This window comes from Asticcacaulis sp. AC460, assembly GCF_000495795.1.
GTDB lineage: Bacteria > Pseudomonadota > Alphaproteobacteria > Caulobacterales > Caulobacteraceae > Asticcacaulis.
This window is the reverse complement of the sequence record NZ_AWGD01000021.1, coordinates 130,555-155,449: the sequence shown is the minus strand read 5'-3', so window position 1 is coordinate 155,449 and position 24,895 is coordinate 130,555. Positions and strand designations below refer to the sequence as shown.

Annotated in this window: 23 protein-coding genes; 12 read left to right on the top strand and 11 right to left on the bottom strand. The window is 61.2% G+C overall.

Translation table 11 applies throughout. From position 1 onward, the window contains the following. The first annotated feature begins 2 nt into the window (after positions 1–2). The 9 genes from ABAC460_RS37030 to lpdA all read left to right on the top strand — a co-directional run bounded on the left by ABAC460_RS37030 (position 3) and on the right by lpdA (position 9,735). Positions 3–1,397 carry a M56 family metallopeptidase gene (locus ABAC460_RS37030; protein WP_023453762.1) on the top strand — a complete coding sequence of 465 codons (1,395 nt, stop codon included), beginning with the start codon at positions 3–5 and terminating at the stop codon, positions 1,395–1,397. A 59-nt stretch (positions 1,398–1,456) separates the two neighbouring features. After that, on the top strand, positions 1,457–2,083 hold the full coding sequence (locus ABAC460_RS37025) for an HAD-IA family hydrolase (RefSeq protein WP_023453761.1): 627 nt from the start codon (positions 1,457–1,459) through the stop codon (positions 2,081–2,083). A gap of 41 nt (positions 2,084–2,124) precedes the next feature. Continuing rightward, positions 2,125–2,472, top strand: a complete 348-nt coding sequence (locus ABAC460_RS37020; RefSeq protein WP_023453760.1) for a hypothetical protein — start codon at positions 2,125–2,127, stop codon at positions 2,470–2,472. Between the two features lie 96 nt (positions 2,473–2,568). Further along, positions 2,569–3,846 (top strand): phosphopyruvate hydratase, encoded by a 1,278-nt coding sequence (gene eno / locus ABAC460_RS37015; RefSeq protein WP_023453759.1) that lies wholly within the window; start codon positions 2,569–2,571, stop codon positions 3,844–3,846. A gap of 309 nt (positions 3,847–4,155) precedes the next feature. After that, the gene (locus ABAC460_RS37010; RefSeq protein WP_369794106.1) at positions 4,156–4,446 is read left to right on the top strand and encodes an FtsB family cell division protein; all 291 of its coding nucleotides are present in this window, start codon (positions 4,156–4,158) and stop codon (positions 4,444–4,446) included. A 142-nt stretch (positions 4,447–4,588) separates the two neighbouring features. Beyond that, positions 4,589–5,596 (top strand): pyruvate dehydrogenase (acetyl-transferring) E1 component subunit alpha, encoded by a 1,008-nt coding sequence (gene pdhA, locus ABAC460_RS37005; RefSeq protein WP_023453757.1) that lies wholly within the window; start codon positions 4,589–4,591, stop codon positions 5,594–5,596. A gap of 96 nt (positions 5,597–5,692) precedes the next feature. Further along, positions 5,693–7,045 carry a pyruvate dehydrogenase complex E1 component subunit beta gene (locus tag ABAC460_RS37000; RefSeq protein WP_031236841.1) on the top strand — a complete coding sequence of 451 codons (1,353 nt, stop codon included), beginning with the start codon at positions 5,693–5,695 and terminating at the stop codon, positions 7,043–7,045. A gap of 12 nt (positions 7,046–7,057) precedes the next feature. Then, positions 7,058–8,320: a pyruvate dehydrogenase complex dihydrolipoamide acetyltransferase gene (locus tag ABAC460_RS36995; RefSeq protein WP_023453755.1), complete on the top strand. Its 1,263-nt coding sequence runs from the start codon at positions 7,058–7,060 to the stop codon at positions 8,318–8,320. 14 nt (positions 8,321–8,334) lie between these two features. Further along, complete coding sequence (gene lpdA, locus ABAC460_RS36990; RefSeq protein WP_023453754.1) at positions 8,335–9,735, top strand: dihydrolipoyl dehydrogenase; 1,401 nt, start codon at positions 8,335–8,337, stop codon at positions 9,733–9,735. Between the two features lie 439 nt (positions 9,736–10,174). Here lpdA and ABAC460_RS36985 read toward each other — a convergent pair whose 3' ends face one another. The 7 genes from ABAC460_RS36985 to ABAC460_RS36955 all read right to left on the bottom strand — a co-directional run bounded on the left by ABAC460_RS36985 (position 10,175) and on the right by ABAC460_RS36955 (position 19,114). Continuing rightward, on the bottom strand, positions 10,175–11,476 hold the full coding sequence (locus ABAC460_RS36985) for a PepSY-associated TM helix domain-containing protein (RefSeq protein WP_023453753.1): 1,302 nt from the start codon (positions 11,474–11,476) through the stop codon (positions 10,175–10,177). A 2-nt stretch (positions 11,477–11,478) separates the two neighbouring features. After that, on the bottom strand, positions 11,479–13,539 hold the full coding sequence (locus tag ABAC460_RS36980; RefSeq protein WP_023453752.1) for a TonB-dependent receptor family protein: 2,061 nt from the start codon (positions 13,537–13,539) through the stop codon (positions 11,479–11,481). Between the two features lie 56 nt (positions 13,540–13,595). Continuing rightward, positions 13,596–13,997, bottom strand: a complete 402-nt coding sequence (locus ABAC460_RS36975; protein ID WP_023453751.1) for a hypothetical protein — start codon at positions 13,995–13,997, stop codon at positions 13,596–13,598. Between the two features lie 54 nt (positions 13,998–14,051). Further along, positions 14,052–15,593 (bottom strand): AMP-binding protein, encoded by a 1,542-nt coding sequence (locus ABAC460_RS36970; protein WP_023453750.1) that lies wholly within the window; start codon positions 15,591–15,593, stop codon positions 14,052–14,054. A gap of 339 nt (positions 15,594–15,932) precedes the next feature. Further along, positions 15,933–17,771, bottom strand: coding sequence for a M56 family metallopeptidase (locus ABAC460_RS48325; RefSeq protein ID WP_023453748.1), 1,839 nt, complete (start codon positions 17,769–17,771; stop codon positions 15,933–15,935). Next, the gene (locus tag ABAC460_RS36960; RefSeq protein WP_023453747.1) at positions 17,768–18,163 is read right to left on the bottom strand and encodes a BlaI/MecI/CopY family transcriptional regulator; all 396 of its coding nucleotides are present in this window, start codon (positions 18,161–18,163) and stop codon (positions 17,768–17,770) included. Before ABAC460_RS36960 ends, ABAC460_RS48325 begins: the two co-directional genes overlap by 4 nt. 54 nt (positions 18,164–18,217) lie before the next feature. Beyond that, entirely contained in the window at positions 18,218–19,114 is an 897-nt protein-coding gene (locus ABAC460_RS36955; protein WP_155914647.1) for a hypothetical protein, read from the bottom strand. A 214-nt stretch (positions 19,115–19,328) separates the two neighbouring features. On the opposite strand from ABAC460_RS36955, the gene lipA reads away from it, so the two are divergent. Together lipA and ABAC460_RS36945 are read left to right on the top strand one after the other, a co-directional pair. Further along, positions 19,329–20,285 (top strand): lipoyl synthase, encoded by a 957-nt coding sequence (gene lipA, locus ABAC460_RS36950; protein WP_023453745.1) that lies wholly within the window; start codon positions 19,329–19,331, stop codon positions 20,283–20,285. 122 nt (positions 20,286–20,407) lie between these two features. Continuing rightward, positions 20,408–20,866 (top strand): type II toxin-antitoxin system RatA family toxin, encoded by a 459-nt coding sequence (locus ABAC460_RS36945; RefSeq protein ID WP_023453744.1) that lies wholly within the window; start codon positions 20,408–20,410, stop codon positions 20,864–20,866. 3 nt (positions 20,867–20,869) lie between these two features. Here the strand turns inward: ABAC460_RS36945 and ABAC460_RS36940 are convergent, their stop codons facing one another. From ABAC460_RS36940 to ABAC460_RS36925, 4 genes are all read right to left on the bottom strand, one after another. Continuing rightward, positions 20,870–21,367, bottom strand: coding sequence for a CinA family protein (locus ABAC460_RS36940; protein ID WP_023453743.1), 498 nt, complete (start codon positions 21,365–21,367; stop codon positions 20,870–20,872). 47 nt (positions 21,368–21,414) lie between these two features. Next, complete coding sequence (locus ABAC460_RS36935) at positions 21,415–22,026, bottom strand: superoxide dismutase (RefSeq protein WP_023453742.1); 612 nt, start codon at positions 22,024–22,026, stop codon at positions 21,415–21,417. A 126-nt stretch (positions 22,027–22,152) separates the two neighbouring features. Beyond that, a complete protein-coding gene (locus ABAC460_RS36930; RefSeq protein ID WP_023453741.1) occupies positions 22,153–23,274 on the bottom strand; it encodes a bifunctional 2-C-methyl-D-erythritol 4-phosphate cytidylyltransferase/2-C-methyl-D-erythritol 2,4-cyclodiphosphate synthase in 1,122 nt (373 codons plus the stop codon). Continuing rightward, positions 23,271–23,699: a GNAT family N-acetyltransferase gene (locus ABAC460_RS36925; protein ID WP_023453740.1), complete on the bottom strand. Its 429-nt coding sequence runs from the start codon at positions 23,697–23,699 to the stop codon at positions 23,271–23,273. Before ABAC460_RS36925 ends, ABAC460_RS36930 begins: the two co-directional genes overlap by 4 nt. Before the next feature lie 76 nt (positions 23,700–23,775). Between ABAC460_RS36925 and dusB the strand changes: the two genes are divergently transcribed. Then, positions 23,776–24,771 carry a tRNA dihydrouridine synthase DusB gene (gene dusB / locus ABAC460_RS36920; protein ID WP_023453739.1) on the top strand — a complete coding sequence of 332 codons (996 nt, stop codon included), beginning with the start codon at positions 23,776–23,778 and terminating at the stop codon, positions 24,769–24,771. Positions 24,772–24,895 lie beyond the last annotated feature (124 nt).

Below are 24,895 nucleotides of genomic sequence, written 5' to 3'. Positions count from 1 at the left end.
GCATGTCTAGTGAGTTGATCCTGAGCGTCTTTTTCGTGATTCCTCTGATCTGGAGCGCGGCCGTCACGGGGCTTCGCCGCCTTTGGCCGGCAACAAATGATGACGGGACTGAAAAGCGACTGTTGCTGCTGATGCTGGCGCCAGTTCTTGTCGGCCTTGCCGTAGTGGTCGCCGCCCGCCTCGTACCGTTCGACGATACGCTTCCTATCCTGCCCATGGTCGAGGCGGAGCTCGCGCACGTTGCAGATCCGGTCATGGCCGCGCCGGTCACGCCAGAGATCGATTGGCTCGCCTGGTTACCGGAGGCATTGCTCGCCCTATACGCCATAATCGCCCTGGCGCTGGTTGTCCGTGTCGGTCTGGCGCATCTGCGACTGGCACATATCCAGGCGACATCGCGCTGTGAGGGGGCCATTGGCGAAGATGTCAGGACGACCCCGGCGCCGATCCCGCCGGTCACCTGGGGACGTAACATCCTTGTACCGCAGGGCCTGATGAGAATTCTGTCGCCGCTTCAGCTGTCGCTGATTGTCGACCATGAACGCGAGCACCTGCGCTGGGGCGATCCACTATGGTTCGCCGTGCTGGCCTGGATCGATGCGTTCGCCTGGTTCAACCCCTTTATCCGTAACCAGACGCGGCGTTGCCGGCTGGCGGCGGAACTCGCCTGCGATGCCGCTGTCACGGCGGCCAGGCCCGATATGCGCAAGGATTATGCCGAAACCCTCGTCATAGCCTTGAAGCATGCCGCCGGAAACGTACTGGCATACGCTCCGGCGGCCTTCTCAAACGCTCAATCTGGAGATTACCGCATGAGAATTATGCAGATCATGCGCCCGTCTACTGACGGACGCAAGCCCCGGCGGCTGTTGTATGCTGCGATCGCCGTCCTGGCGGCGCCGGTGGCCTTGACGCAGTATGCCTGGTCGCAGGTCCCGAAGAAATCGAACATCCACGGTCAGGTTACGGCGGTGGCCGATGGCGTTGTGTCGCGTGTTTATCGCGACGAAACGGCGGGAACGGTGACACCTGACAAAACCATCCAGGGGGAGACCGTCGTGGAAATTGACCATGGCTCCGGCGTGACGACGGAGTACAGCCTGGTCGGCGACAGTTCGGTCAAAACCGGCGAGAGGGTATCGTCGGGGCGGGTGCTGGGCAGCGATGGGTTTCTGCGCCGGGCTACGGCCAGCGTCAGGGACTGCAAACCCGCGGCGGCGGATTGCGCCATCACCGGTATGAACGGACAGAGTCTTGAGGGCAGCCAGGGAGTGATGTGGGGTGATGTCCGAGTGAAGATTGGCACCCGCGTCATCCGCTCCGACATTCTCTTTCAGGATTTTAACCGAGAGATCGTGACGGCCCAAGGCAATGTCACCGTCACTATAGAGTCGTAGTCGCCTGTTTCATCAAAATCGCTTATGAAGCGCGGATTGCTGAAAGGTCCGCGTTTTCCATGGCCTACAGGTTAGTCATCTTCGATTTCGACGGCACATTGGCCGATTCCTTGGGCTGGTTCCTCGATATTTTCGACTCTATGGCCGATCGCTACGGCTTCCGGCGCCTGGAGCGTAGCGATCTGGAACGTCTGCGTGGCTTGGATGCGCGGCAACTGCTGAAACTGCACCAGGTTCCGACGTGGAAACTGCCAATGATGGCGGGTCATGTTCGGAAACTGCAGAGTCAAGAGTTGCATAAAATCAGCCTGTTTCCGGACATAGTTGAGACTGTGCTGCATCTGTCTACACACGGTGTGAAGATCGCAATCGTGACCTCGAACGCCCGAGGAAATGTCGAGTCTGTCCTTGGCGAGGCGCTGGCTTCCCGGATAGATCATTACGCCTGCGGTTCGTCCTTGTTCGGCAAGGCCGCGAAATTCCGCGCAGTGGCCAAGGCGCTCGGGATCGCGCCGTCCGAAGTTTTGGCGATCGGCGACGAGATACGTGATATCGAAGCGGCGAGGGCGGCTGGCTTTGCGGCAGGCGCTGTCACCTGGGGCTATGCGACGCGGGAAGGACTGGAGCGCCTTGAGCCGCAGCATATCTTCGACTGTCCGGACGACATAGTGCACCTCTTTGCTTAAGCCTTCACGAAGGGTAGTATGGGGCGCCTAAGGGGGATGGTATGAAAGAGGTACTGTTGATGGCGGCGCTTATAGGCGGTGACCTTCCGCCAGCTGATGACAGCGAAGTCCTGGACGAGGTTGTATGGTTGTGGCTGCCGGAGACTAAAGGCGCGTTCTATCCGCCGCTGACCATTGACGAGGAATTTCGCGGGCGCCTCGAATTTGAATGCCGGATACGTGACGACGAAGGGCACCTCGATTGTGAGGTCCCCCAGATTGATCCTGATGACGCGTATATCGCAAAGTATGGCACCGCGTTTGTGGAGCAAACTGCCCAGGTCGACATGGAAAAAACTCCCGGAGCTGCCGTTGGCAAAAGAGTTCGTCTCACTGTGACATTTACTTAGGCAGATCGTCGGTACCGGTAACGCGCTTGCCTCTGGCGGCGTCCCTTGCTAACAGGGCGCGAACTTTTGACCGTCCCATAACGCAGGATTCCTCCCATGCCCGAAATCATCGATATCACAGCCCGCGAAATCCTCGACTCCCGCGGCAACCCTACGGTCGAAGTCGATGTCACCCTGGACGACGGTTCCTTCGGCCGCGCCGCCGTGCCGTCGGGCGCTTCGACCGGCGCCCACGAAGCCGTCGAAAAGCGCGATGGTGACGCCACCCGTTACGGCGGCAAGGGCGTCCGTCAAGCTGTAGACGCCGTCAACGGCGAGATTTTCGAAGCCATTTCGGGCTTTGAAGCGCTGGACCAACGCCGTCTCGACCAGACCCTGATCAACCTCGACGGCACGCCGAACAAGGCCCGCCTCGGCGCCAACGCCATCCTGGGCGTGTCGCTGGCCACCGCCCGCGCTGCCGCGGTCGCGACCAACCTGCCGCTTTATAAGTATGTCGGTGGCCTTAGCGCCCGCGTCCTGCCGGTGCCGCTGATGAACATCATCAATGGCGGCGCCCACGCCGACAACCCCATCGACATCCAAGAATTCATGATCGTTCCCGCCGGCGCGCCGGACTTCTCCGAGGCCCTGCGTATGGGCGCCGAGATCTTCCACGCCCTGAAGAAGGCTTTGAAGCAAGCCGGTCACAACACCAATGTCGGCGACGAAGGCGGCTTCGCCCCGAACCTGCAGTCGTCGGAAGAAGCGTTGAGCTTCATCATGAAGGCCGGCGAACAGGCCGGTTACAAGGCCGGTTCCGACTTCTGGCTGGCCATGGACGTGGCTTCGACCGAATTCTTCAAGGATAACAAGTACAACCTGGCCGGCGAGAAGAAGGTGCTGATTGCCGACCAGATGGTCGACTATCTCGAAAAGCTGGTCGACGCCTTCCCGATCTGCTCGATCGAAGACGGCATGGCCGAGGATGACTACGACGGCTGGAAGGCCCTGACCGAGCGTCTGGGCGACCGTATCCAACTGGTCGGCGACGATCTGTTCGTCACCAACCCGGACCGCCTGGAAACCGGCATTGTCGAAGGCATGGGCAACTCGATCCTGGTGAAGGTCAATCAGATCGGCACCCTGTCGGAGACCATGGACGCTGTCGATATGGCCCACCGCGCCGGCTATACCTCGGTCATGTCGCACCGTTCGGGCGAGACCGAAGATTCGACGATTGCCGACCTGTCGGTCGCCATGAACTGCGGTCAGATCAAGACCGGTTCGCTGGCCCGTTCGGACCGGACCGCAAAGTACAACCAATTGCTGCGCATCGAATCGCAGCTTGACGACGAAGCGGTTTACGCTGGCGTGTCGGTGATCCGCTGCTAACAATCGGGGTTTGGGGCCTGTGGCCCCAAGTCTTTCCTTATTCCAATAAGAAAGCCCCGCCCCTTCGGCGCGGGCTTTTTTATTGGAATAAAGAACGTGGGGTCACGGACCCCACACCCCGATTGTTTGTCAGTGGTTCACGTTTTGACAACATTGTTAAAAACCATGTGATCAATACGATAAATTCTTCACCTCCCGGCGACATGATCCGTAACCGTTTGTTAACCGCGATGGCCGAAAACAGACATGAAGCGTTGAGTACCGGTCCAGAAGGGGCGCAAGTTTATGTTTTTTCGATTGAGGCCTTACTTGCCCACTGCTCTTATCGCGCTAGTACTCACCTATGTCTGTGTCCAATACCTCACAGGGGACAAAGGTTTCTTCTCGCAAGAAGCCCGTGATGCGGAAATGAAAGCCAAGACCGAACAGCTCGCGCAACTGAAAGCCGAGCGTTCCGACCTTGAAGCCCGCGCCAAATACTTACGAACCGACAATCTCTCGCGCGACTTGCTTGAAGAGCGCGCCCGTGTGCTTTTGGGCCTTTCCGAGCCCAAAGCCTACATCATTCGCCAACCTGTGCGCGAAAACGTCGTTTCCTGACCCGTCTTTAGCCCTTTACGCGAAGGCATTCCCCTCCTAAAGGAGAGTGCCTTCGATTTGCGCCGCCTGTTACGTGTGGCGCTATCGACCTGAATTTACAGGCCGAACTCTTCCGGCCGACAACCTTGTGAGGGAGGTGTCCATGGCGCGTGCCGCCAAAGCCAGCGACAGCGGTAAGAAGCTGAGCAATGTCTCCAAAGACGAACTGCTGAAATACTATCGTGAGATGGTGCTGATCCGCCGTTTCGAAGAACGCGCCGGCCAGCTGTACGGCATGGGCCTGATCGGTGGCTTCTGCCACCTGTATATCGGTCAGGAAGCCGTCGCCGTTGGCATGGAAGCCGCCTCGAAGGACGGCGACCAGGTCATCACCGGCTATCGCGACCACGGCCACATGCTGGCCGCCGGCATGGACCCCAAGGCCGTCATGGCCGAACTGACCGGCCGTGCCGGCGGTTCGTCCAAGGGCAAGGGCGGTTCGATGCACATGTTCGACATCGCCACCGGCTTCTACGGCGGTCATGGCATTGTCGGCGCCCAGGTATCGCTGGGCACCGGCCTCGCTTTCTCGGACTATTACCGCCAGAACGGCAATGTCTCCTTCACCTATTTCGGTGACGGCGCCGCCAACCAGGGCCAGGTCTACGAAAGCTTCAACATGGCCCAGCTCTGGAAGCTGCCGGTCGTGTACGTCATCGAAAACAACGAATACGCCATGGGCACCTCGCTGGCCCGCGCCTCGGCGACGGTCAACCTGTCGCAACGCGGTGCCTCGTTCGGCATTCCGGGCGAAACCGTCGACGGCATGGATGTGTTTGCTGTCAAGGACGCCGCCGAACGCGCCGCCGAGCATGCCCGCTCCGGCAAGGGCCCATACATCCTGGAAATGAAGACCTACCGCTACCGCGGTCACTCCATGTCCGACCCGGCCAAGTACCGCTCCAAGGAGGAGGTCGAAGAGGTCAAGACGACGCGCGACCCGATCGAACACATCAAGACCATGCTGCAACAGGCCGGCGTGGCGGAAGACGAGATCAAGGCCATCGACAACGACGTGAAGGCCATCGTGCTGGAAGCGGTCGAATTCGCCCAGACGTCGCCCGAACCCGATCCGTCGGAGCTCTTCACCGACATTTATACCGAGGCTTAAGCGTGAGGCGGGCGCCCTACATCAAGCGGCGCCCGTAACGTTTTCAATCTTCAAAGGAAATCCGGCCGGAAAAGGCCGGCTCAGGTGGTACGATACATGACAGACATACTTATGCCCGCCCTGTCTCCGACTATGGAGGAAGGCACGCTCAGCAAGTGGCTGATCAAGGTTGGCGACGAAATTTCCGCCGGCCAAGTGATCGCTGAAATCGAAACCGACAAGGCGACCATGGAAGTGGAAGCGGTCGACGAAGGCAAGGTCGAGGCGATCCTGGTCGACGCCGGCACCGAAGGCGTAAAGGTCAACACCCCGATCGCCCGCCTGGAAGGCGGCGCCTCGGCCTCTCCGGCGCCTGCCCAGACGGCTCCGGAAGCTGCCGCCGCCCCGGCCGCCGAACCCGCCGCTGCGGCTACCCCCGCCGCGCCGAAGGTCGAGCTGCGGGATCCGGAATTCCCCGAGGGCACGCCGATGGTCAAGATCACGGTCCGCGACGCCCTGCGCGACGCCATGGCCGAGGAAATGCGCCGCGACGACGCCGTTTTCCTGATGGGCGAAGAAGTGGCCCAGTACCAGGGCGCCTATAAAGTTTCGCGCGGCCTGCTGGAAGAGTTCGGCGACCGCCGCGTCATCGACACCCCGATCACCGAAATGGGCTTTGCCGGTATCGGTTCGGGCGCGGCCATGGCCGGCCTGAAGCCGATCATCGAGTTCATGACGTTTAACTTCGCCATGCAAGCCATTGACCACATTATCAATTCGTCGGCCAAGACGCTCTATATGTCCGGCGGTCAGATCAAGTCGTCGATCGTCTTCCGCGGCCCGAACGGCGCCGCTGCCCGCGTGGCCGCCCAGCATTCCCAGGACTACAGCGCCTGGTACGCCAACGTCCCGGGCCTGAAGGTCCTGGCGCCATATGATGCCGCTGACGCCAAGGGCCTGCTCAAGGCCGCCATCCGCGATCCGAACCCGGTCGTCTTCCTCGAACACGAGATGATGTACGGCAACGAGTTCGAAATCCCCGATGTCGAAGACTTTGTCCTGCCGATCGGCAAGGCCAAGATCCAGCGCCCAGGCAAGGACGTCACCATCACGGCGCACTCGCGCATGGTCGGTTTCGCCCTGAAGGCCGCTGAACAACTGGCCGCCGAAGGCATCGATGTCGAAGTCATCAACCTGCGTACCCTGCGTCCGCTGGACACCGACACCATCATCGCCTCGGTGAAGAAGACCAACCGTCTCGTCACCGTCGAAGAGGGCTGGGGCCCGTGCGGCATCGGCGCCGAAGTCGCCGCCCGTGTGGTTGCCGAGGCCTTCGACGACCTGGATGCGCCGCCGCTGCGCGTCCACCAGGAAGACGTCCCGATGCCGTACGCCGCCAACCTCGAAGCCCTGGTGGTCCCGTCGGTCGAAAAGATCGTCAAGGCCGTCAAGGCCGTGACCTATCGCTAAGGAGCCAACCGCATGACTGATATTCTGATGCCGGCCCTGTCTCCGACGATGGAAGAGGGCATCCTGGCCAAGTGGCACGTCAAGGTCGGGGATGAAATCTCCGCCGGCCAGGTCATTGCCGAAATCGAAACCGACAAGGCGACCATGGAAGTGGAAGCCGTCGACGAAGGCGTGGTCGAAGCCATCCTGATCGACGCCGGCACCGAAGGCGTGAAGGTCAATACCCCGATCGCCCGCCTGGCCGGTGGCGCCTCTGCCCCGGCGCCCGCACCCAAGGCCGCTCCCGCCGCCGAAGCCCCGAAGGCGGCGGAAGCGCCCAAGCCTGCCGCCGCGGCTCCCGCTGCTGCACCGGCGCCGGCCGCTTCGGGCGGTTCGCGTATCGCCGCTTCACCGCTGGCGCGTCGTCTGGCGACCATCGCCGGGCTGGATCTGAAGGGCATCAAGGGCTCCGGCCCCCACGGCCGTATCATCAAGCGCGACATCGAAGAAGCCCAGAAGGGCGGCGCCAAGGCGCCTGCCGCGGCCGCTGCATCGACAGCCGAACCGCGCAAGGTCCAGAGCCTGGAACAGATGGGTATTCCCGCCGGTTCCTACGACCTGGTTCCGCTGGACGGTATGCGCAAGGTCATTGCCCGCCGCATGACCGAGTCCTTCCGCGACATCCCGCACTTCCCGCTGACCGTCGATATCGAACTCGACGCCCTGCTGGCGGCGCGTGGCAAGATCAATACGGCGCTGGAATCACGCGGCATCAAGGTGTCGGTCAATGATATGATTATCAAGGCCGTAGCTCTGGCACTTAAACAAGTGCCTGAAGCCAATGCCTCCTACACGCCCGAAGGCATCGCCCTGCACCACAATGCTGACATCGCCGTGGCTGTGGCCATTGATGGCGGCCTGATCACCCCGATCGTGCGCAAGGCTGAGACCAAGTCGCTGGCCGAAATCTCGAAGGAGATGAAGGACCTGGCGCAACGGGCTCGCGATCGCAAGCTGAAGCCGGAAGAGTTCCAGGGCGGCACCTTCTCGGTGTCCAATCTGGGCATGTTCGGCATCAAGACCTTCACCTCGATCCTGAACGAGCCGCAGGGCTGCATCATGTCGGTCGGCGCCGGTGAGCAACGTGCGGTCGTCCGCAACGGTCAACTGGCTGTGGCCACCGTCATGTCGGTGACCCTAACCTGCGACCACCGCGTGGTCGATGGTTCGATCGGCGCCAAGTTCATCAGCGCCTTCAAGCCGCTGATCGAAGATCCTATCAAGATGCTGGCGTAAGGGGCTGAAAACACATGACTTATGATCTCGTTGTTATCGGTTCCGGCCCTGGCGGTTACGAAGGCGCCATCCGCGCCAGCCAGAACGGCCTGAAGGTCGCCATTATCGAGCGTGAACTGTTGGGCGGTATCTGCCTTAACTGGGGCTGTATCCCGACCAAGGCTTTGCTGAAGTCGGCCGAGGTGTTCGATAAGATCAACCACCTGTCCGACTACGGCCTGACCGGCGAAAAGCCGGGCTTCGATTTTGAGAAGGTGATCGGCCGCTCGCGGGCGGTGGCCAAGCAGCTCAATGGCGGCGTCGGCTACCTGATGAAGAAGAACAAGATCGATGTGATCGAAGGCTTTGCGACTCTGGAGCCCGGCAAGGACGCCCCCAAGGTGGTGGTCAAGCTGAACGCCGGCGGCACGAAAGACGTCGAAGCGAAAAACGTCATGCTGGCGGTCGGCGCGCGGGCCCGGGAAATCCCGGCGATTGGCGCCGTCTCGGATGGCGATCGCATCTGGACCTATCGCAACGCCTTGTCGCCCAAGAAGATGCCGAAGTCCCTGGTGGTCATCGGTTCGGGTGCCATTGGTATCGAGTTCGCCAGCTTCTATCGCTCGCTGGGCGCGGAAGTAACTGTTGTCGAAGCCCTGGACCGGATTTTGCCTGTCGAGGACACGGAAGTGTCGGCCGAAGCGCATAAGGCGTTTGAAAAGCGCGGTATCAAGTTCCGCGTCGGCGCCAAGGTGACCAAGGTCGAAAAGACCAAGGACGGTGTAGCGGTTGCGGTCGAGGTTGCCGGCAAGACGGAAACCCTGGCGGCGGAAGGCTGTATCGTGGCCGTCGGTATCGTGGCCAATACGGATGGCATCGGTTTGGAAAAGCTGGGCGTCGAGATGGACCGCGGTCACGTCAAGAACGACAGCCATGGCAAGACCAATGTAAAGGGCCTGTTTGCCATCGGTGACTGCGCCGGTCCGCCGTGGCTGGCGCACAAGGCATCGCACGAAGCGGTGCATGCGGCGGACTATATGGCCGGCCGTAAGCTGTCGAACCTGAACCCGCCGATTCCGGGCTGTACCTACGCGACGCCGGAAGTGGCTTCGGTCGGGATCACCGAGCAGGGCGCGAAAGAGAAGGGGCTGGACGTCAAAATCGGCCGCTTCCCGTTCAAGGCCAATGGCAAGGCGATCGCGGCCGGCGAGTCCGGCGGCTTCGTTAAAGTTATCTTCGACAAGAAGACCGGTGCTCTGTTGGGCGCACACCTGATCGGCGCGAACGTGACCGAGATGGTTCAGGGTTTCTGCCTGGCGATCACCATGGAAGCCACCGAGGAAGATCTGCAGGGGACGGTGTTCCCGCACCCGACGATGTCTGAAGCGATTTTGGAAGCGTCGCTGGACGCCGACGGCAGAATGATCAACCTGTAATGGGGTTTGGGGCTTGCGACCCCAAGTCTTTCCTTCACCAAAAGAAAAGCCTGGCCATCTTCGGCCAGGCTTTTCTTTTGGTCTGGGGAGGTGTGGCTTCAGCTCCCTGCATCATTGCAAGTGATCTTTGTTGTCTTGCGTTCTAAAAGCGATGTAACTTTTGATCCAAAAGCTATTCGGCGCCACTGATAGCAACACGATCCAGTTTCTCGACCAGTAGCATAAAAGCCGCACTGACGTCTCATAAATGTGTCCGGGTCTTTTGTGCGAAGGCGGACACCCTATATTTAATCCGTGAACCGAAGGAAATTCAGGCTTGCTAGGTTGCAAGCTTGATGAAACCTAAAGGTTAAATTCATCGTTTGTTTATCTTACCGGTGGCATGCTTACCGGGTTGTTTGTGCAGGAGTTTGTACCGTGCAGTTGTTGCGTTACCTGATTATGCTGTTAACCCCAGCCACGCCCTTGCGGCACTGATCCGGCGCAGGATCAGCCGTTCGATGATTGCGATCGCGACGAGGCTGATACCCAACACCGGCAGGCAGATGGCCAGGACCAGGATGAGTGTGGACAGTCCAGGTCCGAGGCGTTCATCCGGCAACAGGGCTGGTGCTCCCAAAGCGTCATTGGGCCGGCGCTGCCACCACATGACAACGGCGCTGACGCATAATGTCAGCAGACCGATCGCGGTCAGCAATCCCAGCAATTGGTTGAGCCAACCGAACAGGCGGCCTTCGTGCGCGGCGATGCCGATCCCGACCACCTGATCCACCACCTTCTTGTCTTCGAAGCTTTCGCGGCTGATCACCTCCAGCATTTGCGGCTCTACCATCAAGCTGACGCGTTCGGTTGGTGAGCCGGGTTCGGCCGACAGTTTCCAAAGATTGCCCTTGGCGGGCGCCGACAGGATGACCGGCGGCGGTAGATCCAGACCCCGCGCCATATCCGCCATGCCATCGACATAGGTCAGATCAACCGCCTTCATACCCTCCGCCTTGGCCGCGCCGCGCTCGCTGGTGCGGCCCTGCGTCCAGTCCTGCGAGATGGCCGGCTGGCCCAGCTTACGGACCTCCTTGAAGGCGCTGCCCCAGACAAAGGTCCAGGGCAGGCCGCTGATCAGCAGAACCAGGGCGAAACCCGATACCCAGATGCCGGTGACGGCGTGGATATCGCGCCAGAAGACGCGCTTACCCAGGCCGAACCGCGGCCACAGTACTCCGGCCAATCCCTTGGCCTGACGCGGCCACCACAAATACAGGCCTGTCAGGATCATGACTATGGCCCAGGAAGCGGCGAGCTCGACAATGACCTCGCCGAAACGGCCGCTGACCAGTTCGCCATGAATGGTCTTCACAACCTCCATAAAGCGATCTTTTTCAGCGACGTGTTTCAGGATGCTGAGGTTCTGCGGATGAACATAGAGCCCCAGTTTCTCGCTGCCCTTTTGCAGGGTCACCCGCGCGGCATCATGGTCATTCGGCCGGATTTCCACCGCCTTGAACACCGCACCCGGCACCGCGGCTTCAGCGGCCCGGACCTGTGCCGACAGGGGCTGCGCGGCGCCGGCAAAGGGCAGGTTGTCGTAACGGGCATCGATGGCGGCTTCGATCTGCGGCTTGAACAGATAGATCGGGCCGGTGATCGACAAGATTATGATGAACGGCAGGCACACCAGGCCGGCATAGAAGTGCCAACGCCAGATCATGCGGTAGTCGATAATGGCCTTGCGTCCCTTGTCCATTTTCAGCCTCCCGTTAGCCGGATACCAACGAAGATAGCGCGACCTTCGCCGGGCCAGAAGACCCGTTGCGACGAGGCGGCGACCTTGGTGAAATCGGTCACCGCATTGACGCTGGATACGTAGCGGGCATCCGCTAAATTGCGAGCATCGACAAATACATCGACGGATTTATTGACCTTTTTGGCGAGGCTGAGGTTCCACACCGTATAGCCCGGCGCCTGTTTGGTGTTGGCATAATCGACCCAGACCTTTGAGGGCACCCATTCGACCGAGGGCGCTATCTTCCAACCGTCGCGGGCGAAGGCCAGTTCGGCACGGTAATAGTGCTCCGGAATAACGGGCAACCGGGCGTCGCCATAGGTCTTGTCGCCATCAAAATGGAAATCCGACCAGGTATAGGTTTGACGCAGGGTCGTCTCCCAGCCACCGACCACGCCGATCTTCCAGTCCAGTGCGGCTTCCAGTCCTTGGTGCACAGTGTGATCGGCATTGAAGGTGGCCGCGGGAATATCGGGCGAAACGATGAAGTTCAGCATCTCGCCCTCAATTTGCGCCCGATACACGGCCAGATCCCAGATCAGGTGCGCGCTGCGTCCGCGGGTACCGACCTCAAAAGTGGTGGCGTCCTGAAACGCGACCGGCGTGAACTGGGGTAGGGGCGTCTGGACCAAGGCGCCATAGGTCGGCGCTTCCACCGAGCGGGTCAGGTTGGCGAAGACCTGATGGCCGCGTTCGTTCTGCCACAAAAGCCCTAACCGCGGCGCAAACCAGTCGAAGCTCTTGTCGGCGTTGTTGGCCGTGTTCAGGCGATTGATATAGTCTCGGTTGGTCCAGCCATAGGACCCGCCGGCAATCAGGGCCAGTTCATCGGTGACGAACAGACGGCCTTCTCCGAAAACGTCCCAGCTCGAAGCATTCTGCGCCGCCAAACCCGTGCGGGCACCGGGCGCGCCGTTGGCGTTGACATAGGTGCGCACATCGGTCAGTCCAGCGCGATAATTCACGCCTGCGAAAACATCGGCCCGGCGGCCGAACAGGGCGCCCTGGCCGTCGACGCGGGCAAAGGCGCCATAGTTCTGATAATTGTAGTCGATATAGACCGAGATCGGGTGGATCAGGTTCTTCCATGCCGCATAAACACCACCAGATAAGCGCCAGTTATCATTCAGCTTCCAGTCGGTCTGAACGGTCGACCTGACCGAAACGACGTTGCGGCCGTATTTCAGGTCGGGATAGTTGGCCGCCGTCGTCGCGGTGGGTGTGTTCATCGCCTGATCCAAGGTCAGGCCTCCGGCGATACGCTGCTCTAGGTCATTGGCCTGCAAGATCAAACGCACGGACCGCTCTTCGCCGAAGGTCCGGCCAACATTGACCGTAAGGCGCTTGGCTTCCTGCTGGGAATTGTCGCGCCAGCCATCGGCCCGGGTCGCGGTCGCCGCCACGTACAGGTCATAGTCGCCGATAACGCCGGCATAGGCGGCGTGACCGCGCAACGTGCCGAACGATCCACCTTCGATGCGTACCAGGCTGCGGTAGCCGGCCTTCAGCCCCGTCGGCGTAACATAATTGACAGCGCCGCCCAGTTGCGCGCCGCCGAACCTCAGCGCATTGGCGCCCTTATAGACCTCGACATTGCGGACGCTGAGCGGATCCATTTCCTGGAAGTCGCCGGAACCGTCGGCCTGATTGATCGGCACGCCGTCGACGGCCAGCCAGGAACCGCGGTTATGCGACCCGTTCCCGATGCCGGATCCACGGATCGAAAACCGGCCGTCCTCACCGAACTTTTTCTGGGCAAAAACGCCGGAGACGCTTTTCAGCGTGTCGAACAGGCCCAGAGCATAGCTGTTGTCATAGCTTTCGCGCGCCACCACAGCAACGGCGCCGGGGGTGCGCGACAGCCGGGCGCGGGCCTGGCGCACCGGCGCGGGGTCATCGGGATTGAGCTGGCCGGTGACGATCACCGTGTCGGACTCGGCGGCCTCATCGGCACTGGCAACGAAGGGGGTAAGGGCCGTCGAGGCGGCCAGGAGGGCGATCAGCGCCCGTTTACGAGAGATCACAGGGAGGAATCCGTTTCAAACGACAAGCATGGGCACGCCATTTCGGCGCGGCGATATCAGGCTTGGGTTTGAGACGGAGGGCCGCAGGAGTGCGGGCGCGGCGGCGCACGAGCCTTGACCGGTGCGCGTTCGGCAGCGGGCTTCAACTCGGCGTAGGCAATCGTATAAACAACGGTTTCGATCGCCGGGACGGGCGTCTGAATGGCTGTGACCGAAGCCAACACGCAGTCGGCGCACTTCAAGCCCATCATGCCGGATTTGTCGGTCGACGATGCTTTGTCGGAAACCGCCTGAGCCGTCGTATCGTTACACAGGATTGCGGCGCCATGGTCCATGGTAAAGGCCAGGGCCTGGACCGGAAACAAGGCCTGACCCAGCAGCGCAAAGACCACGGCAAAGCACGCCCAGAAGCGCACCTCCGGGACCAGTTTGCGGATCAGGGACGATGCCGAGGTCATGGCGCCGCTTTGAACGACGCCGCCGCGGGTGTCAATGCGAATATTGTCGCAGGATCAAGCTGCGCGCGCTTCGACCTCAGCCAGCTTCTGCAGGGTGACATAGTCGGTCTTGCCCGAACCCAGGACCGGCACGGCATGAACCTTGACGATCTTCTTGGGGACGGCCAGGGCCGGGAGGCCATTCTTCTTGGCGTGGTCGGTCAGGCTGGCAACTTCGGCATCGGACTTGTCCGTGACCAGGATCAGCCGCTCGCCCTTCTTGTCGTCGGCAATGGCGACCACAGCGTGGCGGTTGTCCGGCCACACGGCCTCGGCCAGACGCTCCACAGCCGTCAGCGAGATCATCTCGCCGCCGATCTTGGCGAAGCGTTTGGCGCGGCCGACGATGCGGACAAAGCCCTCGGCATCGATGTTCACGATGTCGCCGGTGTCGTGCCAGCCATCGACCGGCGCTTCGACGATATCCGGAGAGTCCGCATTAAGATATCCGGCCATCACATTGGGGCCTCTGACATAAAGCCGGCCGCCCTCCGTGATGCCTTCGACCGGGTCCAGGCGATATTCGACGCCGGGCAGCAACCGTCCGACCGTGCCGAAGCGATTGTCTTCCGGGTCATTGACCGCCACAACCGGCGAGCATTCGGTGACGCCGTAGCCTTCGACGATCGGCATATCGAACAGGGCATGGGTCTCCTGGCGGACCTTTTCAGCGCCGCAGACCACGAACTTCAGGGTCGCGAAGTCTTCCTTGTCGCCGTTACGGGCGTATTGGTTGACGAAGGTATCGGTAGAGAACAGCAGTGAAGCATGGGTTGACTTCAGCAATCCCGGGATTTGCTTGACGTGCAGCGGCGAGGGGTACTGGAAGCTGCGCATGCCGGTCAGCAGCGGCAACACCACCCCACCGGTCAGGCCCAGAGAGTGGAAGATCGGCATGGGATTGAACGCCACCCAGTCCGGGCTCAGCGAGATGTGGGCTTCGATCTGGCGGGTATTGGCGACCAGGTTAGCCTGGGTCAGGACGACGCCGCGCGGTGTGCCGAAACTGCCCGACGTGAACAGGATAACACCGGGATCTTCCGGCCGCGTCTTCTTGATGAACAGTTGCGGCATCTTGGCGGCGACAAAAGCCTTGGCCTTGTCCAGCGTGCCGATCTCACCACGGATATCGTCGAGATACAGGATGCGGACGTACTGGCTCATCGATTCAACCAGGTCTTCCAGCTTGGCCTGCAGCACGAAGCGCTTCGAGGTCACCACGGTCTTGATCTGAGCCACCTGGGCGGCTGCCCTGACGTTGGCCTGGCCGGCGGTGAAGTTGATCATCACCGGTACGCGGCCCAGGGCGTGCAAGGCCCAGAAGGACATGGCGCCCCCGACCGAGGTCGGCAGCATCAGGCCGATGCGGTGCTCCGGGATATGCTTCTTCAACAGTCCAGCCAGAGCGAAAATTCCGGTGAGGAACATCGAATAGCTCAGGGGCTTACGCTCCTGGTCTTCGATGATCACCTTGCTGGAACCGTATTTAGCCTGCGCCTTGAAGAAGGCATCGAACAGCGACGAGTTGAGCTCGTCGGTATTAAGTGGGCGCTTCATGCGCTCTGAACTCCCCTCGGGTAACGGTCGCCGGGGGCCACCGCCCGCGATCCTTCCCGTGCCCTGGTTGACACCGTTTCGATCAAGCCCCTGATCCGAAGCAGCAATTGGGGAGCATCATAGACGATCCGCGGGGGCGGTAAAGTGTGATTTACGTGGCGGCACCGTTGAACAACAGGTCAAAGGCTGTCGTCACGGCGGTAATCGCCAGTTTCATCAGAAAATCAAACAGATCGGCGTCCATCTTCATCATCCAGTCCAGGAGGGATGCGGGCAGGGGGAACCGCAGGCCGCGACAAAGACGGCCGGCGGGGTACGCTTTACTGGAAGAGGAAGGGTTTAGCTGCCGATCTCGATGTCCGCTTGCGGAGCCACACGGACGGTCACGTGCGTTTGGACCGATGGCGTCGGCGCGGGAGCAGGCGCGCCCTTCAACAGGATGATCGGCGCGGAGACGGACGCCACGTCGGCGACGACAATCACACGACTCACTGCCTTGACCTTGACCGGCGGTGCGGGAGGCGCCGGAACCGAAGCCGGAGTTGCCGGAGCGGCGGGCGCTGCCCGAGCCGCCCGGGCAGGGGGCGCGGGTGGAGCGGGCGGGGTTGTCGTATCTTCCGGACCAGCCAGCGGCGCAGGCACTTCGTTGAAGGCTTCCGGCGCCGGTGGCGGCGTCATGCGGCGATGGCGGCGCATGTCGTCCTTGGCGCGCTGGGCGTCGCTGCGGGCCTGTTCGGCGATGGCTTCGACATCAATGGCCTGTGCGGCGGCAATGTCAGCGCTATGGCGGGCCAGGTCGGCGCGAACCTCGGCGGCAATGGCCTCGGGATCAATGCCGTGATTACGAATGCCCTGCGCTTCCATGTCGGCCTTGGCACGCTCCATGTCCGCCTTGACCTCGGCAGCGATCGCGTCGGCATCGATATGCTTCGCGGCTTGGATGTCGGCCTGTGCGGCCAAAAGATCGGCGCGAACCTGTGCGGCTATGGCATCCGGATCGATATCCTCTGGGGCCCCCTCACTCCATTCGCCGTCTGGGTTGACGCTCCAGTGCTGGTCACCATGCTCATCATCGCCGTCCAGGCCGGCCAGAATATGCGTGGCGCCGCTGGCATGGTCATGGTCCTTGGCTTCGCAAGCTCCCTCGCCATCGGCCGCCAGTAAGTCCGGCGCCTTGGAACTGGCGGCAACCTGGGCCACGGGTGTGATAAATGCGGCCAAGACCAGCAGAATCACGGGCAAGGCCAAGGCGGCATGGGGGCGGGTCTTACCTCGGGCCATGGGCGCCTTTTCGCCCAGCATGCGGGCAATGCGGCCCATCAGGCTCTTGCCTTCACCTTGACCGTTCAGGGCCATGGCGAGACGCGGGGCTCCGCGGCGCTGTTCTTCCAGGCTAAGCAGGGCGGTAGCATAGGTCAGCGGATCAGCGCAGGTCTTCAGCGCGGCGTCGTCGCAGCACAGTTCGCGTTGTTCCCGCAAAACCCCGCCCAGCCACCACACGGCCGGATGGAAGAAGAAGACGGTCTCGATCACGTTCTGAACTAGGTTCCAGGCATAGTCAGCGCGGCGGATGTGCTCCAGTTCATGGGCTAAGACGGCGTCCAGTTGGTCCGGCGTCAAGGCAGTCAGGGCCGACACGGGCAGATAGACGATGGAACGGAAGGCGCCAATGACGAACGGGCCGGAAATATGCGGGTGCACACGCAGGCGAACCTTGCCGGTGAGTCCCAGTCGACGCACGGCCCAGGCGAAGCGATTTGCTAGAGCTTCCGGAACGGGTTGCGCGTGTTTCTTCAAGCGATGGATCATGTACAGGCCGGCGACGGTCCGGCACGACAGGGCGACTACGCCCAGCAACCAGGCGGCTTCGACCCACGGCAGGACGGTTTGCAGTGTCAGGCCGTGTTCGCCGGCCAGGGCGGGCAGCAGTACCGGGTTGGTTGCCATCGCCGCGCCGGCATCCGGCGTCAGGCGAAGAGCTTCATAGACAAAGGTCGCGATCGCAGCGCCGGCCATGGCCAGCAGTGTTGCCAGGGCCAGGCCGTAGCGGGTCTGGCTGCGCATCCGCGGTGCAGCGAGATCGACGGCTTTGTACAGGGCGGCGAGGCCAGCGGCCTGCCAGCAGAAGTGCAACAGGGTGAAGCCCCAGGCTTCGAAGAAGACAACCGGCGACATCATGATTGGCCTCGCTTGCGCTCGATGAGCGCCTTGATAAGTTGCAGTTCTTCATCGCTGGCCGGCTGCATGTTGAGGGCATGCATGGCCAGAAGGGCTGTCGAGCCCGAAAACAGTTTCTCACTCAGGTCGCGCAGCAATTGCCCTTGCATGTCAGCCTCGGCCATGGCGGCGTGGTAGATATGCGCCTTGCCGGCTTCGGTCCGGGTGACCAGGCCCTTTTCGGTCATGATCTGCATGGTCTTGAGCGCCGTCGTGTAGCCCATGGGGCGTTCAGCGTTCAGGACGTCGTGCACATCGCGCACAGTGGCTTCGCCCTTGGCCCAGAGCACACGGAGAATCTCCAGCTCGGCTTCGGTGGGTTTTTTGGCAGGCAGGGAGTCTGAGTAGGTCATGCAAGCTATATACGAAATGCTTCGTAGCGTGTCAACGAAGTATTTCGTAGATGATCAGACCTTGGCCAGTTCGTCCTTGATAAAGGCGGCCAGATCCTTGCCCAGGGCTTGCGGGCCCTCATTGGGCGTCATCCGGCACCGCGGCAATCGGGCACACAGATTGCTGGCGGCATTGGCCTCGCTCGTCGAATCCGACTTCGGCGCGATGACCAGCACCGATGCCGGTTTGCGCTTCAGCGCCACCACCGGCAGATGCAGGCCGTTCAGGTCGGTATAGGCCTTCTTGATCTGCTTTTGCCAATTGTCGCTTTTCACCCGTAACCGCAGGTCGGGATTGGACATCTGCCAGTTCTGGCCGATCTGCCCCCAATAGCTCTTGGGAACATCTTCGCGATGCCACACGGTTCCCTTGGTAATGTCACCGCCGACATAGGGATCGTAGCCGACGAACCCGCCGACGGCATCGGATTTGAGCACGGTCGACAAGGCCAGCGAGTTGACGGCGCTGTAGCCCGTTCCAACGACGAACAACGGCTTGTCCGGCGTCGGCTTGACGATTTCGTTGATAAAGCCCGTGGCGGCGACCTGGGCATCCTTGGCCCCGGCAGCAAAGACGGCATCATTCTGAAGCATGTAACGGCCGGCGCCGCCCTGGCCGGGGGCTTCGAACAGCCATACGCCGTAGCCGGCCTCCAGCAACTGGCGCATGACTTCGAAATAGCTCTCCGCGGGATAATCCGGATCGGCCAGGATCAGCACCTGGGCGCGGGGATTGACCGGCGGAGACGCCACGCCGTAGCGCACTTCCGGCAGGTTCTTGGGCCGGTAGGCACCCCACACAAAGCCTTGCGGCGGGAAATACTGCGGCGACAGGCCGGGCGGGATCTGGCTGTCCAGAAAGGCCTGGCCCGGCTGTTTGGCTGCGTCCTTGATCTTGTCGCAGCTCAACACGCTCGCAGCCACACAAAGCGCGAGCGCGGTGAAACGCAGGGTCCTGGAAAACGCGAACGGTGACATAGGCCCCGACTATAGGCGAGATTTCGCGACTGCGCTACCGCGGCCGATCACGCTTTGCAACAATCCTAACGCTTTGCGCCACGGGAATTGACTTGATCTTGGGGGCTCAAACCGCCAATGAACGGATATTCCATTGTAAGTGAGCCCCATGGTCACCCTGATCAACCGTGTCGATGCCACAAACCGCGAACTGCGCCACCCCGAAAAGCAGAACCGTCCGGATTCGCCGATTTTGAAAAAACCGGACTGGCTGCGGGTCAAGGCGCCGGGTTCGTCGGGCTATATGGACACGCAGAAAATTGTCCGCGAGGCCAAGCTGCACACGGTCTGCGAAGAGGCGGCGTGCCCGAACATCGGCGAATGCTGGTCCAAGAACCACGCCACCATCATGATCATGGGCGACACCTGTACCCGCGCCTGTGCTTTCTGCAACGTCAAGACCGGCCTGCCGGCCCCGCTGGACGCCGACGAACCGCGCCGTGTCGGCGAAACCGTCGCCCTGATGAAGCTGGCCCATGTGGTGATCACCAGCGTTGACCGCGACGACCTGAAGGACGGCGGTGCCGAACACTTTGCCGAGGTGGTGCGCCAGATCCGCGCCCAGTCGCCGGCGACTACGGTTGAAATCCTGACTCCGGACTTCCTGCGCAAGGACGGTGCCGCCGAGATCGTGATCGATTCCAAGCCCGACGTCTTCAACCATAATCTCGAGACCGTGCCGCGCAACTATCTCAAGATCCGGCCTGGGGCGCGCTATTTCCATTCGCTGCGCCTGCTCGAAAAGGTCAAGGAACGCGACCCACAGCAATTCACCAAGTCCGGCATCATGGTCGGGCTGGGGGAAACCAAGGAAGAAGTCATGCAGGTCATGGATGATATGCGTTCGGCCGGCATCGACTTCATCACCATCGGCCAATACCTGCAGCCGACCCGCAAGCACGCCGCCATTGACCGCTTTGTAACGCCGGATGAGTTCAAGGCTTACGAATCGATCGCCCGCGCCAAGGGGTTCCTGATGGTGTCATCGTCGCCGCTTACCCGGTCGTCGCACCACGCCGGCGAGGATTTCGAGAAGCTGCGCGCCGCCCGCGCGGCAAAAAAGTAGATCAGATAATGCCGACAAGACTTTGATCTCTTTAGATTCCGGTGAGTGCGGCATATCGCAGTCTTGACAAACACGCTGCACATGCGAGTTTTTTGGCATTCTTCTCCTGACAAAGACACGACATGCCCAAATTCCACATCGAACGAGTCCTGCCCTACGACGCCGTAAAGCTGTGGGAGATGGTCGGCGATGTCGAACGTTATCCGGATTTCATCCCGTGGATCACACGCCTGCATTCCTACAATCACCAGACAGCCGGTGAAGGGGCCACGCGCTTTGACGCCGATGTCAGCGTCGGTTTCAAGATGCTGCAGGAAAAGTTCTCTACCCGCGTGACCCGAACGGGGCCGGGCCTGACGGTCGACATGAACCTGATCCGCGGTCCGTTCAAGGAGATGGACGGCCGCTGGACCTTTACTGCGGCCGAGGGCGGCACCAAGATCGACTTCGACATGGACATGGCGTTCAAGAATCCGGTGCTGAACGCGCTGTTCAAAGCCAATTTTAACATCGCGGTCAATCGCCTGATCGCCATCTTCGAGCATCGTGCGCGCCAGCTTTATGGCGAAAACGCTGCCTGAATCTCAAGCCTTCAGGGTGTCCAGCGCCCATTGCAGGGCACGTTCGACGCTTTTCTCCCGCACCCGGTCGCGGCCGATATCCCCGAACTGCATCATCTGGACCAGGGTTAGAGGCTGTTTCTCGATATTGATGTAGCTTAGGCCGAAACAGACCATTCCGACCGGCTTGGCAGCCGTTCCACCGCCAGGTCCGGCAATGCCGGTGACGCTCAGCGCCAGATCGGCTCCGGCGGCAGCGCGGGCGCCTTCGGCCATGGCGGCAGCCACCTCGATGCTGACGGCGCCATAGGCGATCAGCAGATCTTCCGGGACGCTCACCAGTGCCGTCTTGGCGGCATTGGAGTAGGTGACGAAGCCGGTTTCGAACACCGTCGATGAACCAGCGACAGAGGTAATGGCGCCGGCGATCAACCCGCCGGTGCAGCTTTCGACCGTGGTGACGGTCTTGCCCAGGGCCTGCAACAGGTGGACCAGTTCGGCGGCCAGCTTCTTCGTATTCATGACAGGTCCAATAAAAAAGGCGGCCCGAAAGCCGCCTCTCTATTCAATTAGACGCCCGGGTGAAGAGGAGCGTCAAGATTGGCATTGGCGAAGTCCCAGTTGACCAGGCTGGTCAGGAAGGTCTCGATGAACTTCGGACGCAGGTTCTGGTAATCCAGATAATAGGCATGCTCCCACACGTCCAGGGTCAGCAGCGGCTTGTCGCCCTTGGTGAATGGCGTTTCGGCGTTACCGGTCTTAGTGACCTTCAGCTTGCCGTCCTCGCCCAGGACCAGCCAAGCCCAGCCCGAACCGAACTGGGTGGCGCCGGCCGTCTTGAACTGTTCGACAAAGGCGTCGAACGAGCCGAAATCGGCCGTGATCTTGTCGGCAATGGCGCCGGTTGGCGCGCCGCCGCCATTGGGCTTCATCGACGACCAGAAGAAGGTGTGGTTCCACACCTGGGCCGAATTGTTGAACACGCCGGGGTTCTTGCCTTCCGACGCCTTGACGATCTCGACCAGCGACAGGTTTTCGAACTCGGTGCCGGCGATCAGCTTGTTCAGGTTGTCAACATAGGCCTTATGGTGCTTCGCGTGGTGGAAGCTGAAGGTGTTGGCCGACATGTGCGGTTCCAGCGCGTCGCTGGCATAGGGCAGGGGCGGCAGTTCGAAAGCCATGATAAACCTCTTTGCATTAGGGGAGGAGACGCAGTTACCCGGTCCATATATTGGCCGCAAATAACCATTTCAAGGCTAAGTTTATTGAGAATGCTTCGCAGTAAACCTTAGTATTTCAAGGGATTTCTAGATTTCGATTGCGCATACGGCCTGGGCGGCCAGGCCTTCCTGCCGGCCGGTGAAGCCCATACCCTCGGTCGTGGTGGCCTTGACGCTGACCCGGTCGATCTCAATGCCCAGGATTTCGGCCAACCGGGCGCGCATGGCCTCACGATGCGGCTTGATCTTGGGGCGCTCGCAGATCAGGGTAACGTCGGCATTGACGATCGAACCACCCTTTTCCCGAACCAGATCAACGGCATGTTGCAAAAACCTGTCGCTGGAGGCGCCCTTCCATTGTGGATCGGTCGGCGGGAAATGGTCGCCGATATCGCCCAAACCCGCTGCGCCCAGCAGGGCGTCGGTCAGTGCGTGCAGACCGGCGTCGGCATCGCTGTGGCCGATCAGGGCCTGGTTATGAACTATCTTGACGCCGCACAGCCAAACGCTGTCGCCCTCACCCCAGCGATGAGCGTCGAAGCCCTGGCCAATGCGGATCTGTTTCACCGGTTTATCCATCAGCGCCTCCATCAGGGCGAAATCATCGGCGTAGGTCAGCTTGTGGAGGCGGACGTCACCTTCGACCAGGGCAACCTCGATACCGGCCGCCGAAGCCACAGTGGCCTCATCCGTGGCGGCGCCACCAGGCCAGGCCTCATAGGCAGCGACGATGTCACCGTACCGAAACGCTTGCGGGGTCTGGGCGCGCCACAGGCCCTCCCGTGACGGTGCGCCGGTGACAACCTCCGCGCCTGTCTTCAGCGAATCCGTGACAGACAAAGCCAGGATGGCCGCACGTCGAGTCTCAAGTGATGCCAGCAAAGAGCTGATATGATGAAATTTTAACAGCGGCCTGGCGGCATCATGGATCAACACCAGGTCATCTGCCCCGGCTTCGAGCGCGCGCAGGCCATTGACGACCGACGCCGCGCGATCGGCTCCGCCGGCGACGACGGTCAATTGGTCGCCATAACGTTCCGCCGCCTGAGCCACGTCCTCGGTCGGCACAACGACGACAACCTGGGTAGCGCCGGCAAAGGCGGCGACCGACCAGTCTAGCACGGGCTTGCCGCCGAGCAGCATCCACTGTTTCTTCCCGCCGGACCGCGAGCCGGATCCGCCGGCAACAATGATGGCGTGCCAGGTCATAGATCGATCTCGAAGTGAAAAGCGCTGACCACCAAACCTTCGCGGAAATAGAACTTGTGAGCCTGGGTGCGGTGCGTACCGCTGTCCAGCCGTAGCTGGGCGCAACCTTCCTGGCGCGCTAAATCCTTCAGCCAACTTAACAGCTTTTTTCCGTAACCCTTTGATCGACCATACTCTACTGTCACCAGATCGTCGACATACAGGATCTTACCGGAGACCAGCCACTCATGCACCCGAAACCCGGCGCAGGCCACGACCTGGCCTTTGTCCTCGACATAGACCAACCGCCAGTCAGCCATCGCCTGCTGACGGTCGATCCGCGCCAAAAGCTCATCGGCATCAGCAACATGGGGCCGTAACCGTTGGATGACGGGGAAACAGCGGCGGATATCCTCCTCGCTGACGGCCAGTTTCACTTCGGGCATGGGCAGACTCCTGTCGGCGCGTTCTAAAGCCGTCACGGCCATTCCCACAAGCGGCTTTTTCAGCTAAAGTCGCGCCATGACCATGGCCTGGAAAACTCATAGCTTGACCATTGGCGACGTGACCGTCGACGGCCGGGTGCTGATTGCGCCCATGACCGGCGTGTCCGACCTGCCGTTCCGCCGCATGGCGGCGAAACTCGGTGCGTCCTATGCGGCGACCGAGATGGTCGCCTGCGCCGACATGAACCGGCCGGAGATCGTACGCAAGGCGCAACTGGGCGATCACGCCGGCCTGAAGATCGTGCAACTGGTCGGCCGCGACCCGGACCATATCGCCCGCGGGGCCCGCCTGGCCGAAGAGTCCGGCGCTGATATCGTAGATCTGAATTTCGGCTGCCCGGCCAAGGAGGTCGTCGGTGTCCTATGCGGCTCGGCCCTGATGCGCGACCTCGACCAGGCTGAACGGATCATGACGGCGGCGCTGAACGCCACTTCGCGGCCGGTGACGGTCAAGATGCGCCTGGGTTGGGACGATGCCTCTCACAATGCCCCGGAACTGGCGCAACGGGCCGAACGCCTGGGTATCAGGGCACTGACCGTCCACGGCCGTACCCGCCAGCAGTTCTACAAGGGGGCGGCCAATTGGCGCGCCGTCGCCCATGTCAAAAGCGCCGTCCGTATCCCGGTTATCGTCAATGGCGACATTGTCGATCTGACATCAGCGCAGCAGGCTCTGGCGCAATCCGGCGCAGATGGCCTGATGATCGGACGCGGCATCTACGGCCGGCCATGGTTTGCCTATGACCTCGACCATGCTCTCAATGACAACGTCATGCCGCAACGTGATCTGGAAGAGCGTGCTGCCATCGTTATCCAGCACATGAACGACAGTCTGGCCTTCTACGGTGACAATCTCGGCCTGCGAATGTTCAAGAAACATCTGGGCGCCTACATCGAGGGCGCGCCGTATGATGGTGACGCGGCCATTCGCCGTCAGGACAAGGCGCGTCTGTGCCGGATGGAGGATCCGCTCGAGATCGAAACCGCCGTCTGGGCGCTGTTCAAGGCATGAAGATCGTTGCGGTTGCGATCAAATCCGTCAAAATTTGACGCTTTGGCGCAACATTCCTGTTGATATTCGGACACAGTAGTGCACAAATGCCACGAAACCAGAACGTGGTGGTGTTGGGTCTTGA

Bases quoted from the DNA above. Each gene is read 5' to 3' on its own strand.
- ABAC460_RS37030 (WP_023453762.1), top strand. From the start codon at position 3: ATGTCTAGTGAGTTGATCCTGAGCGTCTTTTTCGTGATTCCTCTGATC.
- ABAC460_RS37025 (WP_023453761.1), top strand. From the start codon at position 1,457: ATGGCCTACAGGTTAGTCATCTTCGATTTCGACGGCACATTGGCCGAT.
- ABAC460_RS37020 (WP_023453760.1), top strand. From the start codon at position 2,125: ATGAAAGAGGTACTGTTGATGGCGGCGCTTATAGGCGGTGACCTTCCG.
- eno (WP_023453759.1), top strand. From the start codon at position 2,569: ATGCCCGAAATCATCGATATCACAGCCCGCGAAATCCTCGACTCCCGC.
- pdhA (WP_023453757.1), top strand. From the start codon at position 4,589: ATGGCGCGTGCCGCCAAAGCCAGCGACAGCGGTAAGAAGCTGAGCAAT.
- ABAC460_RS37000 (WP_031236841.1), top strand. From the start codon at position 5,693: ATGACAGACATACTTATGCCCGCCCTGTCTCCGACTATGGAGGAAGGC.
- ABAC460_RS36995 (WP_023453755.1), top strand. From the start codon at position 7,058: ATGACTGATATTCTGATGCCGGCCCTGTCTCCGACGATGGAAGAGGGC.
- lpdA (WP_023453754.1), top strand. From the start codon at position 8,335: ATGACTTATGATCTCGTTGTTATCGGTTCCGGCCCTGGCGGTTACGAA.
- ABAC460_RS36985 (WP_023453753.1), bottom strand. From the start codon at position 11,476: ATGGACAAGGGACGCAAGGCCATTATCGACTACCGCATGATCTGGCGT.
- ABAC460_RS36975 (WP_023453751.1), bottom strand. From the start codon at position 13,997: ATGACCTCGGCATCGTCCCTGATCCGCAAACTGGTCCCGGAGGTGCGC.
- ABAC460_RS36970 (WP_023453750.1), bottom strand. From the start codon at position 15,593: ATGAAGCGCCCACTTAATACCGACGAGCTCAACTCGTCGCTGTTCGAT.
- ABAC460_RS48325 (WP_023453748.1), bottom strand. From the start codon at position 17,771: ATGATGTCGCCGGTTGTCTTCTTCGAAGCCTGGGGCTTCACCCTGTTG.
- ABAC460_RS36960 (WP_023453747.1), bottom strand. From the start codon at position 18,163: ATGACCTACTCAGACTCCCTGCCTGCCAAAAAACCCACCGAAGCCGAG.
- lipA (WP_023453745.1), top strand. From the start codon at position 19,329: ATGGTCACCCTGATCAACCGTGTCGATGCCACAAACCGCGAACTGCGC.
- ABAC460_RS36945 (WP_023453744.1), top strand. From the start codon at position 20,408: ATGCCCAAATTCCACATCGAACGAGTCCTGCCCTACGACGCCGTAAAG.
- ABAC460_RS36940 (WP_023453743.1), bottom strand. From the start codon at position 21,367: ATGAATACGAAGAAGCTGGCCGCCGAACTGGTCCACCTGTTGCAGGCC.
- ABAC460_RS36935 (WP_023453742.1), bottom strand. From the start codon at position 22,026: ATGGCTTTCGAACTGCCGCCCCTGCCCTATGCCAGCGACGCGCTGGAA.
- ABAC460_RS36930 (WP_023453741.1), bottom strand. From the start codon at position 23,274: ATGACCTGGCACGCCATCATTGTTGCCGGCGGATCCGGCTCGCGGTCC.
- ABAC460_RS36925 (WP_023453740.1), bottom strand. From the start codon at position 23,699: ATGCCCGAAGTGAAACTGGCCGTCAGCGAGGAGGATATCCGCCGCTGT.
- dusB (WP_023453739.1), top strand. From the start codon at position 23,776: ATGACCATGGCCTGGAAAACTCATAGCTTGACCATTGGCGACGTGACC.